Annotated in this window: 9 protein-coding genes and 1 tRNA gene; 6 read left to right on the top strand and 4 right to left on the bottom strand. The window is 73.0% G+C overall.

Features of this window, described 5'->3' with window-relative positions:
- Positions 1-44: 44 nt before the first annotated feature.
- From K318_RS0101570 to K318_RS18590, 3 genes are all read left to right on the top strand, one after another.
- A complete protein-coding gene (locus K318_RS0101570) occupies positions 45-1,043 on the top strand; it encodes a universal stress protein (RefSeq protein WP_029088174.1) in 999 nt (332 codons plus the stop codon).
- A gap of 137 nt (positions 1,044-1,180) precedes the next feature.
- A tRNA-Arg gene (locus tag K318_RS0101565) sits at positions 1,181-1,253 on the top strand.
- A gap of 213 nt (positions 1,254-1,466) precedes the next feature.
- A complete protein-coding gene (locus K318_RS18590; protein ID WP_051297324.1) occupies positions 1,467-6,428 on the top strand; it encodes a DUF4011 domain-containing protein in 4,962 nt (1,653 codons plus the stop codon).
- Positions 6,429-6,970: 542 nt separating this feature from the next.
- Here the strand turns inward: K318_RS18590 and mscL are convergent.
- From mscL to K318_RS0101535, 4 genes are all read right to left on the bottom strand, one after another.
- Positions 6,971-7,435: a large conductance mechanosensitive channel protein MscL gene (mscL, locus tag K318_RS0101550; protein WP_029088172.1), complete on the bottom strand. Its 465-nt coding sequence runs from the start codon at positions 7,433-7,435 to the stop codon at positions 6,971-6,973.
- Between the two features lie 186 nt (positions 7,436-7,621).
- Positions 7,622-8,377 carry an SAF domain-containing protein gene (locus K318_RS25705; RefSeq protein ID WP_051297323.1) on the bottom strand — a complete coding sequence of 252 codons (756 nt, stop codon included), beginning with the start codon at positions 8,375-8,377 and terminating at the stop codon, positions 7,622-7,624.
- 340 nt (positions 8,378-8,717) lie between these two features.
- Positions 8,718-9,026: an FmdB family zinc ribbon protein gene (locus tag K318_RS24130; protein ID WP_084499635.1), complete on the bottom strand. Its 309-nt coding sequence runs from the start codon at positions 9,024-9,026 to the stop codon at positions 8,718-8,720.
- Positions 9,027-9,150: 124 nt separating this feature from the next.
- Complete coding sequence (locus tag K318_RS0101535) at positions 9,151-9,921, bottom strand: 5-formyltetrahydrofolate cyclo-ligase (protein WP_169721431.1); 771 nt, start codon at positions 9,919-9,921, stop codon at positions 9,151-9,153.
- Between the two features lie 185 nt (positions 9,922-10,106).
- Here K318_RS0101535 and galU point away from each other — a divergent pair, with 185 nt between their 5' ends.
- From galU to K318_RS0101520, 3 genes are all read left to right on the top strand, one after another.
- Complete coding sequence (galU, locus tag K318_RS0101530) at positions 10,107-11,024, top strand: UTP--glucose-1-phosphate uridylyltransferase GalU (protein ID WP_029088170.1); 918 nt, start codon at positions 10,107-10,109, stop codon at positions 11,022-11,024.
- Positions 11,025-11,028: 4 nt separating this feature from the next.
- Positions 11,029-11,661: a GNAT family N-acetyltransferase gene (locus K318_RS0101525; protein WP_029088169.1), complete on the top strand. Its 633-nt coding sequence runs from the start codon at positions 11,029-11,031 to the stop codon at positions 11,659-11,661.
- Between the two features lie 88 nt (positions 11,662-11,749).
- Positions 11,750-13,945: a hypothetical protein gene (locus tag K318_RS0101520; protein ID WP_029088168.1), complete on the top strand. Its 2,196-nt coding sequence runs from the start codon at positions 11,750-11,752 to the stop codon at positions 13,943-13,945.
- Positions 13,946-14,002 lie beyond the last annotated feature (57 nt).

Raw genomic sequence — 14,002 nt, 5'->3', positions numbered from 1 at the left:
CATCTCCGCCGCGCAGCCTGCGCGGCCGATCACGAGGGGGAGTCATGACCGACCGCTCAGACTCGCAAGTCGCCGACCCACAGGCCATCGTCGTCGGCATCGACGGCTCGAACGCGAGCCGCAATGCGCTCCGCTTCGCGATCGGCGAAGCCCAGTCCCTGGGTCGTTCGATCCGCCTCGTGGGCGCATACACGGTGCCCAGCGTGGCCGCCGCGACGATCGACGTCTCCTATGTGCCCATCGACGACTCCGCCGTGCGCGCCGCCGTCACGGCGACGCTCAAGGAGGCCGCTGCCGAGGTGAAGGCCGCCGATGTGCCGGTCGAGGCGGTGATCGAGATCGGCGACGCGGCCGGCGTCCTCGTCGAGGAGTCCAAGGAGGCGAGTCTCGCCGTCGTGGGATCCCGCGGCAAGGGCGGCTTCGCGGGCAGGCTGCTCGGCACGGTGTCGTCCGCGCTGCCGGCGCACTCTGCCTGCCCCACCATCGTCGTCCCGGTGAACTGGAGCCCCGATGCCGAGCGCTTCCCGGGCCCCAGCTCCTCGCGGCCGGTGTGGAGCAGCGTGGACGGAGAGATCACCGTCTCCGATGAGGGCGAGACGGTGCCGGGAGCGGACTACTCCGGCCAGGTGGTCGTGGGCGTGGACGCGCTCGGCAAGGAGTCGCCGGCACTGTGGGGCGCGGCCGACATCGCGCACCGCCGCGGCACCCCGCTCCACATCCAGGCGGTCATCACCACGACGGTGATCGGCCCGGAGTGGATCCCGTCCACCGGCGATCTCGAGCGGCTCATCGCGGAGGGCACGGACAAGCTGGAAGCCGCGCGCGCCGCGGTGCGAGAGCGGCATCCGGAGCTGGAGGTCCGGTGGACGCTGTTCGACGGGCAGCCCGCCGAGGTGCTGGTGCGCGCCTCCGACACATGCGACATCCTCGTGATCGGGTCGCGGGGCCGCGGGGGCTTCGCCGGGCTGCTGCTCGGCTCCACCTCGCAGTCGGTCCTCCCGTACTCGGCTGCGCCCACCATGGTGGTGCGCGTCAAGCGCTGAGACCCGCGGGTGCGGGCGAGCGGGGCCGAGGCCGCGCCGGACCGCACGCGACCGGATGGGGGTGCTCCTGTCGGAGCGCCCCCATCCGCCCTGCACGGACACGGCGCAGGCACTGCTACACTTCTTGACTGTCGTCCGCCCCAGTAGCTCAGGGGATAGAGCACCACTCTCCTAAAGTGGGTGTCGCAGGTTCGAATCCTGCCTGGGGCGCGAATGAAGGCCCCTCACCGTGCGCTGCGTCCGGTGAGGGGCCTTCGCTCACACTGCCTGCCCCGCGCTTCCCACCCCTTGTGCCGCTGGACGCCTCGACGTGAGTGGGCGTCCAGCGGCACAAGGGGTGGGAAAGCTCTGCCGGCCGCCGATCTGCGTGCGAACCGGTGCGCCGTATGGGAGTACGGGCGTCCAGCGGTTAGGCTCGATCACGTGTCACATTCCGATTCCACTCTTCCCCAGGCCGGGGCCCGGGCCGTCGGCGAGGCGTTCGCCGCATGGCAGGCCCAGGCTGCCCGGATCGGCGGTCGCGACACCATGCTGCACTTCCGCGACTCCCGTGACGGCTCGATCGACCTGACGGGCGCGCACCCCTCCGGGCTCGCGCAGCTGCTGGCCGGCCGGGCCACGCGCCTGTCCAGTCTGCTGCGCGATCCTGAGCACCTGGCCGATGCCCGCCGCCGCGCACGGTCCATCCGCTCCAAGGCCGACCAGCTCAGCCGCGAACGGGGCCTCACCACCGCCCACCTGGCGATCGGCTTCGCCTCCTGGAGCCGCGAGGGCGAGACCGGCCGCGAGGAGTTCGGCGCGCCCGTGGTGCTCCGGCACGTCACGCTCGTGCCGCGGGGCTCCAGCGTCGACGACTACGAGATCCGGCTGGGCTCGGAAGTGCACATCAATCCCGCCCTCGTCGACTACCTGCACCGCGAACACGATGTCGAGATCGACGTGGACGAATGGGCGGATTCGACCCGCGCCGGACACGGGTTCGACCCCGCCCCCGTCTTCGAGCGCCTGCGCGCCGTCACCCGCGCCGTGCCCGGCATGCTCGTCAACGAGCGGCTCGTGGTCTCCACCTTCGCCAACATCGCGGATCCCTACACCACCGAGGAGTTGCCCGAGGCGCACCCGCTGCTGCGCGCCCTGGCAGGCGATGCCGAGGCCCGGGTCGGCTTCGGCGGCTCCGAGGCGACCGGGACGTCGGCCGCTCCCACCGGGAACCGCGCGTCCCATGAGCCGGACGCCCACGACGGGAGCCCCCGCCGCGAGGCATTCGGTGCGGGGGACGGCGAGACCCCCGACGCCGAGGCGACCGACGTTGAGGCGACCGACGCTGAGGCCCGCAACGCTGAGGCGACCACCGAGGCCGAGGCCGCCTCGGGCACGGGGCCCTCCTCCGGAGAGCCCGCCCCCGCAGAAGACGGGGAGATCCCCGAGTCCGCCCCTCGGACCCGCGCGGCGTCCGTCGGGACCCGTCGCTCCCGTGCGGCGGCGCGCCGCCTGCGCGCCACCGGCCCGCTGCCGCTCACGGACCGGGCGCCGCACGAGGAGTTCCTCGCGATCGATGTGGACGGCGACCAGCAGGCCGTCGTCGACGCTGCGCTCGACGGGCAGTCCCTCGTGGTCGACACGCCGCCGGGCACCGGGGCCACTCAGCTCGCCGTCGCCCTCGCGACCACGCTCTCGCACGCCGGCCGCAGCGTCCTCTACGTGGCGCAGGACGCCGCCGACCTCGACGAGTTCGGCCGCCGCATGGAGGCTGCGGGGCTGACCGATTTCACCGTGGACGGACGCGGCGACAGGGAAGAGCTCCGCCGTGCCCTCATCAAGCTCATCACCTCTGCGGAGCGATCGCCTAAACCCGAGCTCACAGGGCTCGTCGAGACCCTCACCGAGCACCGCACCGCGCTCTCCGAGCACATCGAGTCCCTGCACCGGATCCGGGAGCCCTGGGGAGTGTCCGCGTACGAGGTCATGCAGCGCCTCGCCGCGCTCACGAGCGTGCGCCCGGGTCCTTCGACCTCAGTGAGGTTCGGCCGGGAGGTCCTCGAGCTCACCGACGCCGAGCGCAGCGGCCTCCGTCGCACCCTGCTCACCCTCTCCGACCGGGGTGCGTTCACCCTCGACGTCGCGGACACCGTATGGTTCGGCGCGCGGTTCGAGACGAACGAGGAGGCTGAGCGTGCGCGCTCCCTGGCAGAGCGGGCACGCGAGCTCGTTCCCGCCTTCTCGCAGGCGGCGCTGCCCGTCCTCCGCAAGTCCGGTCTGAATCCGGAGCGGACGGTGGGCGCCTGGGGCCGCTCGCTCGAGCTCCTGCAGGAGATGCGCGCGACCCTCGACGTCTTCGGCCCGGAGGTGTTCGAGCACAGCCTCGCGGACCTCATCGCGGCCACCGGCACCTCCGAGTACCGCGCGCAGCACGGCCGCGAGATGGGCCTGCTCGAGCGCAACCGTCTGCGGAAGGCGGCGAAGGAGTTCCTGCGGCCGGGCGCCTCGGCCCCGGACATGCACGCGGGCCTCCTGGCCGCCGCGGAGCAGCGCCGGGAGCTCAGGGAGCTGGCGGGCGCGGACATCCGCCCCAAGGTGCCCCGCGGCGTGCCCGAGGCGGTGGCCGAGTACCGCGCACTGTCCGCCGCGCTCGCAGCGCTGAGCCCGTACCTCGAGGACACGCCCGACGGCGGCGACCTCGAGGGGATGCTCGTCGAGGAGCTCGAGGCCCGGCTCGACGCCCTCGCCGAGGACCGCCTCTCCCTCCGCGATCTGCCCGAGCGCACGCGCCTCGACGACGAGCTCCGCGATGCCGGGCTCGGGGAGCTGCTCGACGACCTGCGCGCACGCCGGGTGCCGCACGAGCTCGTGGGCCTGGAGTTCGACCTCGCTCACTGGGCGACGGTGCTGCAGGACCTCGCCGGCGCCGATGCCCTCATCGGCGCGCACGACGGCGATGTGCTCAACCGCATCGCAGCCGAGTACCGGCTGGCGGACCGCCAGTACGTGGCCGCGGGCGCCTCGCGCCTGCGCTACAGCCACGCGAAGCGCTGGAAGGCCGTGATCGGCGAGCACCGCAACCAGGCGCAGGAGCTGCGCCAGGAGCTCAGGAGCCCGCACCTCGACGTCCGCCGGCTCTCGACCCGGGCACCGGAGATCCTGAGCACGCTCGCGCCGGTGTGGGCGGCGAGCCCGTTCCGCGTGCCGGAGCTGTTCGCGGAGGGGCCGCGCTTCGACACCGTCATCCTCGCGGACGCGGGCCGGCTCACCACCGCCGAGGCGCTGCCCGCCCTGGCTCGTGCCCGGCAGGTCGTCGCGATGGGCGACGAGCGGCTGCTGGAGCCGCGCGAGTTCAGCGTCGCCGTGGACCGCCGCCCGCGCGGGCCCCGGAAGGAGAGGGCGCGCAGCGTGTTCGCGGAGCTGTCCGAGTTCCTGCCCGCCCGTCGCCTGCACACGAGCTACCGGGTCTCGCCGCTGGAGCTCGTCGAGCTCGCCAACCGGCACTTCTACGACTCCTCCATCTGCATCGTGCCCACGGCGCTCACGGGGGAGGGGACCGGACTGGAGTTCGCCTACGTGCCCGATGCCCTCGGCACCCCCGACAACGTCACGGGCCAGGTCGAGAGCCTCGACGTCGAGGTGGACCGGGTGGTGGACCTCGTCATCCGGCACGCGCGGACCCGCTCGCGGCAGTCGCTCGGCGTCGTCACCCTCACCCCCTGGCACGCGCAGCGGGTGGCGGCGGCGATCCAGAAGGCGATCCGCCAGTATCCCTATGTCGCCTCGTTCTTCGAGAGCCCGGGCCGTGAGCCGTTCATCGTCACGGACGTGACGCAGGTGCACGGAATGGTCCGCGATGCGGTGATCCTGTCCCTGGGCTACGGCCGGACCCGGCAGGGACGGGTCATCCACAGCTTCGGCGTGCTCTCCGAGCCCGGCGGTGAGCGGTGCCTGGCCGCGGCGCTCACGCGCGCCCGGCGGCGCCTCACGGTCGTCTCCGCGTTCGAGGCGGAGGACTTCGACCCTGCGCGCCTCAGCGGCGGCGCGCGTCTCCTGCCGGACATCCTCGCCGAGGTGGCGAGCGGCGGCGAGCCCACGGCACGCGATTCCGGTGCCGTCACGGGCACCAATGCGCGCGCGGACGGCGGACGGACCGACCCGAGCCGGATCGCGACGGAGCCCTTCGAGGAGCTGGGCGACCCCATCGTCGCGGACCTCGCGGAGCGGCTGAGCCGCAAGGGCGTCATGGCGCACCTCGACTACCAGGGCATCGACCTCGCGATCGCGAACTCCGCAGACGATCTGCACGGCATGGTCGTGGCGGTCGAGACCGACGGCCCGGCCTATGCGGGCACCCGGAGCATCCGCCAGCGCGAGCGGCTGCGCTCCGAGCAGCTGGCCCGCCGCGGCTGGCGGTCCGTCCGCGTATGGACCACGGACGCCTTCGTCGACCCGCAGCAGCAGGCCGGCCGCCTCTTCGACGCATGGCGCGAGACCGTCGAGGAGCTCTCCCCGCAGGCGCTGCTCAACGCCGCCCGGGCCGCCGCCGTCGTCGTGGACCGGCAGGGCAGCAGGCCGCGCGTGGCCTCCGGGCTGCCCATGCACATGTATACGGACGACCAGCTCGTGGCGATGCTCGAGTGGATCCAGTCCGACGGCGTCGCCCGCGGCGACGCCGAGCTCAAGGAGCAGCTGCGGGCCGCGCTGGCGCAGAAGAACCGCCGGGGGCGCACCGAGTCCGCCCTGGAGGGCGCCGTGCGCGCCTACCGGCGGCAGCTCGCGGAGCTCAAGCACGGCGGGGAGGCCGGTGCCGAGGGCGGCGCGGGAAGCGGGCGCGGTGCGCCGGCAGCGGAGGCCGCCGAGGCCCGGGACAGCTCTGCGGAGGGCCTCGGCGCGGCAGGTCCGCCGGTATCGGAGGGACCGCACGACTCCCCGGGGCGCGCGCGCGGCGAAGAGCACTCCGAGGACGGGGACTCCGCGGCGTCCTCGCGTCGCCTCGCACGTGCGCGGCGCGGCGCCGCCGAGGCCGAGTACCCGCGCGACGAGGACGGCGAGCTCGTGGGTCCGCCCGCGGATTCCGTGCTGCCGCCCTATGACACGGACAGCCTCCGGCATGCCGAGCTGCGCGATGCGGGTCTGCGCCCGGTCATGGACGAGATGTCCGAGGAGACGCTCGCCCGTGCGACGCAGGCACAGCAGCCGGATGCGCTCTCCGCCGAGGATCGGGAGGCGGGCGCCGGGGGAGAAGAGCGCCCAGGCGAGGTCGAGAGTGCGGACGGCGAGTCTGCGGAAGACGGCGGGCCCCATGAGGAGGGGGGCTCCGATGACGGGAGTGCCCGACATGAGGACGCCGCCGGTGAGGGCGCCTCGGACGAGGACGACGCTTCCCTGCGCGACAGGGCATGACGGCCCGTGTCCGATGACGTGACGGGCGGACGGGAGCTGAGCCCGGCCGCCCGTGCCGCGATCGCGAAGTACCGCCGTCTCATGGGCAACCGCGCCGAGTCGGAGGCGGCGAGCCCCGATGCCTCCGGCCCGGGCGACCCCGCGCTCGAGAGGTATCTGGCGGAGCGACCGCCGCACCACAGCCCGCCGCGCAGCGAGGCACCGGTCAGGAGGAGCGCTCCGGGACGGGAACCGGGTGCTGAGCATCCTGGTTCCGCGCCCTCCGGCTCCCCGGCGGCTGGTCCGGTGCCATCGGATTCCGAGTCCTAGGGTCGTCAGCCAGTCGTTCCCGCAGCAGTCTGTCTTCGGGCGGGTGATTCCGCGCCGGGAGACGGCGAGGCGCCGTCTGCCGCCCCCGCCGCGCGATGAATGCTCCGTGCCGGGAGCTCTGCGCTGGGTGCGGGGGCGGACGACGGCGTCTGCATGCAGGATCGGAAGGGGCGCTGCACCGCAGGTCACTCCTGTGACCTCCTGTGCCAACCGCCCCTGAGGGGTTGTGACCGTCAGTGGCGCGGTGCGTCCCCGGGCCGCTCCGCGCCGCCGTCGGAGCCCTCGATGCGAGCGTCCGGCACCTGCTGCTGGCGGGACGTGGCGAGCAGATCGCGGATCTCGGCGAGGAGCTCCTCCGAGGTGGGCGGCACCTCCTCCTCCGGAGCGCCCTTCTTGCGGAGCTCGTTGATCTTGTTCATGGGCGCGATGATGATGAAGTAGACGACCGCCGCGACGATGAGGAAGTTGATCGCGGCGGTGATCACCGCACCGAAGTCCACGAACGTCGCGGGATTGCCCTCACGCAGCTGGAATCCGAGGCCTTCGACCTCCGCCGAGCCGAACGACGCGATGATGGGATTGATGATCTGGTCCGAGACGGCGGTGACGATCGCCGTGAAGGCGGTGCCGATGATGACGGCGGTCGCCAGCTCGATCACATTGCCTCGGAGGATGAAGTCCCTGAAGCCTTTGAACATCGGATTCCTTTCACGGCCGGGAGCCCGGCGCAGGTGAGACGAGGGAGGGCGGACACATGTCCGACCGCGGCCGGTCCTCGGGCCCCGGGCTGTTCCGGGGCAGGTCCGGCGAGATTCTGGTCGTGCGCCGAACAGATTACACGCAGGAGATGAGGGCGAGAAGGCGATGCGCCGATCCGCTGCGTCTCAGTTGAGCAGGGCGAAGCTGAGGTGCGCTCCTGCGGCCCGCGCGAGCCTGCCCGCATCGGCCTCGGCGACAGCGAGCGTGACGACGGTGGTGCCCGGTCCCAGCCCGGTGCCCTGGGCCTGCACGGAGGTCACGGTCGCCTCGTCCACGAGAGCACCGGTGGCAGCGGGAACCGAGGCGCCGTCGCCCGTCTCCGATTCGTCTGGCATTCCGCCGGAGAGGGCCGCACCCTCCTCTTCATCCGGGCTCCCGCCTGTCAGACCGTCCGCCGCCTCGCCGGGCACACCGGCGGAAGCGCCCTCGAGGAGCGGGTCCATCGCCGCATAGACGCGCAGCCGGTGCCCGGGTCGCAGTGTCGCCGCCGTCTGCGCGTCCCCGAACACTGTGGGCACCAGGAGTGAGCCCGCCTCCCGCGTCGCCGTGTCCGGGGCGAGGACGGAGGCGTCCGTGAGCGGCGCACCGGAGGTGAGCCCGCCGCTGAGGGCGGCCCCTGTCGCCTCAGAGGCGGAAGCGAGTGCTCCGGCGGGGACGAGCGCACGGGGGTACTCGGCGATGCGGAGGTCGTCACCGGTGAGGACGGTGCCGGGGGCGAGATCGCGGGCGGCGACGAGGACGGGGGTCGCCTCCGTCCGAGGGAGGAGCGCCCAGGCGGTGCAGAGTGCGGCGCAGCAGAGGAGCGCGATCCCAGCCCTGCGCGGTGGGATCCGGGAGAGCACGGCGCGGACGCGGGCGATGAGCCGGAGGAGAGCTTCCATGGGGGAAGCCTGGCGCAGACGGCTCGGCCCGGACAGTGACTTCCTCGATCTGTGGACGGCCGCGTGTGTCCGCCACCCGATTGTGACCTCGAGTGAGTGAGGTTCGCCGAGCGGTGTGTGACCTCAGGCGGCAGAGGCCAGGCTGCATCATTCCGGCTGCGGACGTGTTCTCGCGGGCCTTTCCACGAACTGACGGGCAGTCACCTCGGCAGGCTCCACTGGGAGGAGGGCCTTCTGCGCGCACTTGCCGCGCACATCGCCGCCGGCTGCCGGGCGTTCCTTCGCGCCTACCGATGGTCCGATGACGGTTCCCCGCAGTAGCCGCCGGGAACCGCGGGGCTCAGCTCGCGGCTGCGGCTGTGCTGCTCGAGGAAGAGGAGCTCGCCGAGGAGCTGGATGAGTCTCCGGACGAGGAGGAGCTGCTTGAGGCGGAGCTGCTCGAGGCTGCCGGGGAGGAGGCGGTGGAGGACGAGCGTGAGTCGGTCGCGTAGAAGCCCGAGCCCTTGAAGGTCACGCCCACTGTGCCGAACACCTTGCGCAGCCGGTCCTCACCGCACTCCGGGCACGTGGTGAGGGCATCATCGGAGAACGCCTGGTGGATGTCGAAGGCGCAGTCGCAGTTCTTGCAGCGGTAGGCATATGTGGGCATGGGATGACCTTCCATTCAGGGACCGGCAGAATCATACTCCTCGGCCGGGGCGGCGCTTCTCATCCTGTATGGCCTCAGGCAGACACAGGCCGCATACAGGCACGGGCCTCATCCAGACAGTGCCTCATGCAGACCGGGTCTCGTGCAGTCCCGTCTCGGTGAGCGCCGCGGAGACGACGAGGTCCCAGTCCTCGCGGGGGAGCGAGGCCGTGCGCTCCCCGTCCCAGCACACGCCGACGAACTGCAGGCGCGAGAGCACCGGAGCGGTCGCGGACCCGCCGTCCTCCGTGAGGTCCCCGACCGGTCCGAACGTCCGGTCGTAGAAACCGCCCCCGTTGCCCAGCCGCACGCCGCGGGCGTCATAGGCCAGGCCCGGGACCAGCACGAGGATGGGGCCGGACCCCGGGATGCGGGCCAGCGCCTCACCGGCGGGGGCGGCCTCGTCCGGTTCGCGGATGCCCCAGATCTTCGCGGGCAGCTCGGCGATGCGTCCGTGGAGGCGCCCCAGGCGCAGGGCCTCACCCTTGCGGGTCGCGGGCAGGAGGACGGGCAGGCGCCTCGCGGCGTCCTCGAGCGCGGCATTCACGCTGGGCTCGCCGGGCAGGGCGGCGTACCCCACGACGGCGGCGGGGCGGAGCTCGCCGATCAGCGCGGAGGCATGCGCATTCAGCGCCTCCGCAGCGGAGCGGGCGGCTCCCGGGAGGGTGCGGGAACCGGGCCGGCCCGCTGCGCCCGGAGGCGCCTCGGTGGCACCATGCCCGACCGAATCGGATCCGGACTCGACGGCGAGATCCGCCTCGTGGGCGAGTTCGGCCTCGGCGCGCTCTGCTCGAGCTCGTCGTGCTGCGCGGATCGAAGCGCGCAGGTCCGCCTTCTCGTGAGGGGTGCCACTCATCCCGGACAGCATAGTCGCCGAGGTGCTGCCGCAGTCGCAGCGTGGCCGGCGCAGACGCAGGAGGACTGCCAGCAGTGGCAGAAGGACTGACCGCAGCCGCCGCGGATGCGGCTGTGCCCACATCGTGACCACGATCTGCCTCCAGGACGGAACATCCTCCGCGGAAGCTCGCTAGACTGTCGCGCATGTCCGATGAAGCATCTGCAGCGAGTCCCTCACCCGTGCGCAAGGCCGTGGTCCCGGTCGCAGGCATGGGCACACGTTTCCTGCCGGCCACCAAGGCGATGCCCAAGGAGATGCTGCCGGTGGTGGACAAGCCCGCGATCCAGTACGTGGTCGAGGAAGCCGTCCATGCCGGGCTCACGGACGTCCTCATGGTCACCGGACGCAACAAGAGGCCGCTCGAGGATCACTTCGACCGGGTCGACGGCCTCGAGTCCGCGCTGCGGGCCAAGGGCGACGACAAGAAGCTCGAGCTCGTGCAGCAGTCCTCGGAGCTCGCGGACATCCACTTCGTACGCCAGGGCGATCCGCTCGGGCTGGGCCATGCGGTGCTCAAGGGCGAGCTGCACGTCGGTGCCGAGCCCTTCGCCGTGCTCCTGGGCGATGACCTCATCGACGAGCGCAGCCCCATTCTCCCGGACATGATCGAGGCGCAGCAGCGCACCGGCGGCAGCGTCATCGCCCTCATGGAGGTGCCGGAGGACCAGATCAGCCTGTACGGGTGCGCTGCGGTGGAGGCCACCGACATGGACGGCGTCGTCCGCGTCACGGACCTCGTGGAGAAGCCCGCGCGCGAGGACGCCCCCTCCAATCTCGCGATCATCGGCCGCTACGTGCTGGCCCCGGAGATCTTCCCCGCCCTGCACGCGACCGCGCCGGGACGCGGCAACGAGATCCAGCTGACGGACGCGCTCAAGACCGTGGCCGCGGACCCGGACTCCCGCGGCGTCTACGGGGTCGTGTTCTCCGGCAGCCGCTTCGACACGGGCGACAAGCTCGCCTACATCCAGGCAGTCATCGAGCTGGCGGCGCGACGCGAGGACCTCGGCGAGGACCTGCGCGGCTGGCTGCGCGAGTTCGTCGCCGACCTGGACGACTGAGAGGGTGGGCCGCTCGCCGCTGTGGCCGGCTGAGCTCTCGCACGGTGAGGTGCTGCTGCGGCCCCATCTGCGCTCGGACCGCCGCGAGTACAGGGAGGTGCGGGCGGCGAACCGCGACTGGCTGCGGCCCTGGGAGGCCACGGTTCCCGACCCCCTGTGGGCCCGCCCGGGCTTCGCGGAGATGCGGCGGCTGTCCCGGGCCTCGGCGAAGCAGGGACGGTCGCTGCCCTTCGCGATCGACATCGGCGGACGCTTCCGCGGGCAGCTCACCGTCTCCGGATTCGAATGGGGCTCGCTGGCCGCGGCGCACCTCGGCTACTGGATCGACCGGCGGGTGGCCGGACGCGGCTATGTCCCCCTCGCCGTCGCGCTCGCGGTGGACCACTGCTTCGCGGCCGGTCTGCACCGGATGGAGATCGCGATCCGGCCGGAGAACTCAGCCAGTCTGCGCGTCGCGGACAAGCTGGGCTTCCGCCGGGAGGGACTGCGCGAGCGGTACATGCACATCGACGGCGACTGGCGGGACCATCTGATCTTCAGCCTCCTGAGCGAGGACGTGCCGTTCGGCCTGCTGCACTGGCACCTGCGGGAACGGGAGCGGACTGCCTCTCCCACCTTCGAATCCGGAGAGGGCTGAGGCTCGTCCGGCTCACAACTTCCGGTGAGGTGAAGACACACCCGCGGTGATCCGATCGTGATCGGCTTCCCGAACCTAGAGTTGGAGCGTGGACACGAGCATCGCCATCGCCCTCATCGCAGCAGCGCTGTTCGTCTTCATCGTGCCCGCCGCCCTGCGCCGCGGCGGGGAGGTGCCCGATGACGAGCAGCGGACCACCGACCGTGCACGGACCGTCGAGGTTCCGCGGGTCCCCGCGTGCGCCGTGGACCCCTCGCGTCCCGTGCTCCTCGCGGACAGAGCGCATCCCGCCGCAGTGGGTCTGCCGGATGCGTCGGCCGAGTACGTCCGCACTGCACCGGAGATCAGCCTGGGCTGCGAGCAGCCGCGCTTCACGGTGGTGGACGGCACGGCCGCGGAGGTCCGGGATGCCGCGGACGCGCCCGGTGAAGCGGCACAGGTGCCGCATGCGTCCGCCGGGGCCGGACGGCAGCACTCCGCCGAGGCTGCATGCGAGGAGCTTCCCGAGGCCGAGGTCTTCGAGCTTCCGCTCGCAGCGGGCTCGGCGGTGCTCCTCGCAGGGGCCCAGGGCTCTGCCGGCCCGGAGGCCTCGCCGTCGGCACGACCGTCCCTCACCGTGGTCACTTCCCCCCGCTCCCAACCGATGGAACCTGCCATGAACCATTCGCCCCGCACCGCTCCCCGACGCATCGCCGCGGCCGCCGAGCGGATGCCCCGCGCACTGCCGGCAGACGTCCGCGCCCGTCTTGACCACTCGTATTCCGCGGGAGCCAGACGCGCCGCCAGGGGCCCGGGCGCCGGCGCTCGGGAGGAGGCTGCCGTCCGGGAGGGCCGGGAAGCGGACCCTCGCGCCACGCCGCGGGCGGGAGCCGCAGGCTCTCCGCGCACTGCGTCCGGCGCCCCGATGGCCGGAGCCCCCGCTGCGGGGTCCCGGGCCGCAGACGGGAGCCGGGCCGGTGCGGGCGCGCAGGAGCGGACCGGTGCTCACCGGGTCGAGGTCTCCGCCGCCGACCGCCGCCGCATCCGCGGGCTGCGTCGGATCCTCCCGTTCTGCGGGCTGGGATTCCTCGTGCTCGGGGCAGCCGCACTCGTCATGCTGGGGTTCGTGCTGTTCGGCGCGCTGCCCTGGGGTGTGCCGGTCATCCCGGCTGCCCTGGCACTCGCATGCCTCTTCGTGCTGCGGTCCCTCAACCGTGAGATCACCGCGCTCCGGCGGGGCATCGAGGCCGCCGAGAACGCTCCTGCGGCGCGCGTGCGCGGGGCCGCCGGACGTGCGCGCGAGGCTGTGCAGCGAGCCGGGCGGCAGGCCGCTCCCGGCGCCGCGGGGCCCCGAGCGCGGGAGGTCGTCGAGCTCGGGGCCTCCGCGGACCCGGTCACCGCCGAGGTGCCGGTCGTGCGCGCCGCCGCGGAGGAGCCCGCAGCCGCCGCATCGGCACCCGGTGCGGGCTCTGCCGCGAAGGCACCCGCAGCCGTGCAGGCCGCCACCGCGGCGAAGGCGGCTGACGACGCTGCCGAGCCGGCCCCCGTTGAGACCGAGCCCCGCAGCGCCGGGGAGCACGAGCGCGGCGCCCCCGAGGAGAAGGGAGCGCCCGCGGAGCGCACCGAGCGTGCCCGCACGAGTGCGACCGCGGCCGCCCGCTCCATCGTCGAGCGCTCCCATGCGGCCCCGTCGCTGTCGCTCGGCTTCGCCCCGGCCACAGGCAGCGGCGACGCCTCCCCGGCGACCGAAGCTCCGGCGGCGGAGACCTCGACTGCGGAGGCACCGGCTCCGGCGGAGACCGCACCGGCAACCGCCCGTGCCGCGGACGCCTCCTCGGCGCCGGCCGCAGAGTCCGCCGAGGCACCTACTGCGGAGCCTGGTGAGGGGCAGGCCGCCTCCGAGCGCTCCGAGGAACCGCCCGCAGAGGCTTCTACCCGCGGTGCTGCCGGCGACGCACTGGCCCGCCGCATGCGTTCGGGCGACTGGACCCCCTCGGCGGTGCCGACCCCCACGTACGTCGACGCTCCGGTGGCAGAACGTCAGGTGCCTCGGCCCGTGGTCGCCGACGCCTCCTCCTACTCGCTCGCCCCCGCGAGCAGGGAGTCGCTTGCGGAGCAGTTCGCGGACGAGCTGGGCTACCGCCCCGCGCTCGCGGATGCGGCGGCCGAGGGCGAGGCCGATGACTCTCCGCTGGGACACGGCCGCACCGCGACGCGGAGGCGCACGGCGGGCGACGCGTCCAGCGCGGCCGATGAGCCGGCACAGGCGGACCTCGGCGGCATCCTCGCCCGCCGCCGCGCCTGAGCCCCCCTCAAAACGCCGAGTGAGCGCTTTCTGTCGGATTCGGACGCTGAATCCGAC

Origin of the sequence: Brevibacterium album DSM 18261, from assembly GCF_000426445.1 — a bacterium.
In the GTDB taxonomy this organism is placed as follows: domain Bacteria; phylum Actinomycetota; class Actinomycetes; order Actinomycetales; family Brevibacteriaceae; genus Brevibacterium; species Brevibacterium album.
Note: the sequence above shows the minus strand (reverse complement) of the source record. Positions and strands in the feature narration are given on the sequence as shown.

Excerpts from the sequence above, each read along its gene's own strand:
- K318_RS0101570 (WP_029088174.1), top strand. The coding sequence starts at position 45 with ATGACCGACCGCTCAGACTCGCAAGTCGCCGACCCACAGGCCATCGTC.
- mscL (WP_029088172.1), bottom strand. The coding sequence starts at position 7,435 with ATGTTCAAAGGCTTCAGGGACTTCATCCTCCGAGGCAATGTGATCGAG.
- K318_RS25705 (WP_051297323.1), bottom strand. The coding sequence starts at position 8,377 with ATGGAAGCTCTCCTCCGGCTCATCGCCCGCGTCCGCGCCGTGCTCTCC.
- K318_RS24130 (WP_084499635.1), bottom strand. The coding sequence starts at position 9,026 with ATGCCCACATATGCCTACCGCTGCAAGAACTGCGACTGCGCCTTCGAC.
- K318_RS0101535 (WP_169721431.1), bottom strand. The coding sequence starts at position 9,921 with ATGAGTGGCACCCCTCACGAGAAGGCGGACCTGCGCGCTTCGATCCGC.
- galU (WP_029088170.1), top strand. The coding sequence starts at position 10,107 with ATGTCCGATGAAGCATCTGCAGCGAGTCCCTCACCCGTGCGCAAGGCC.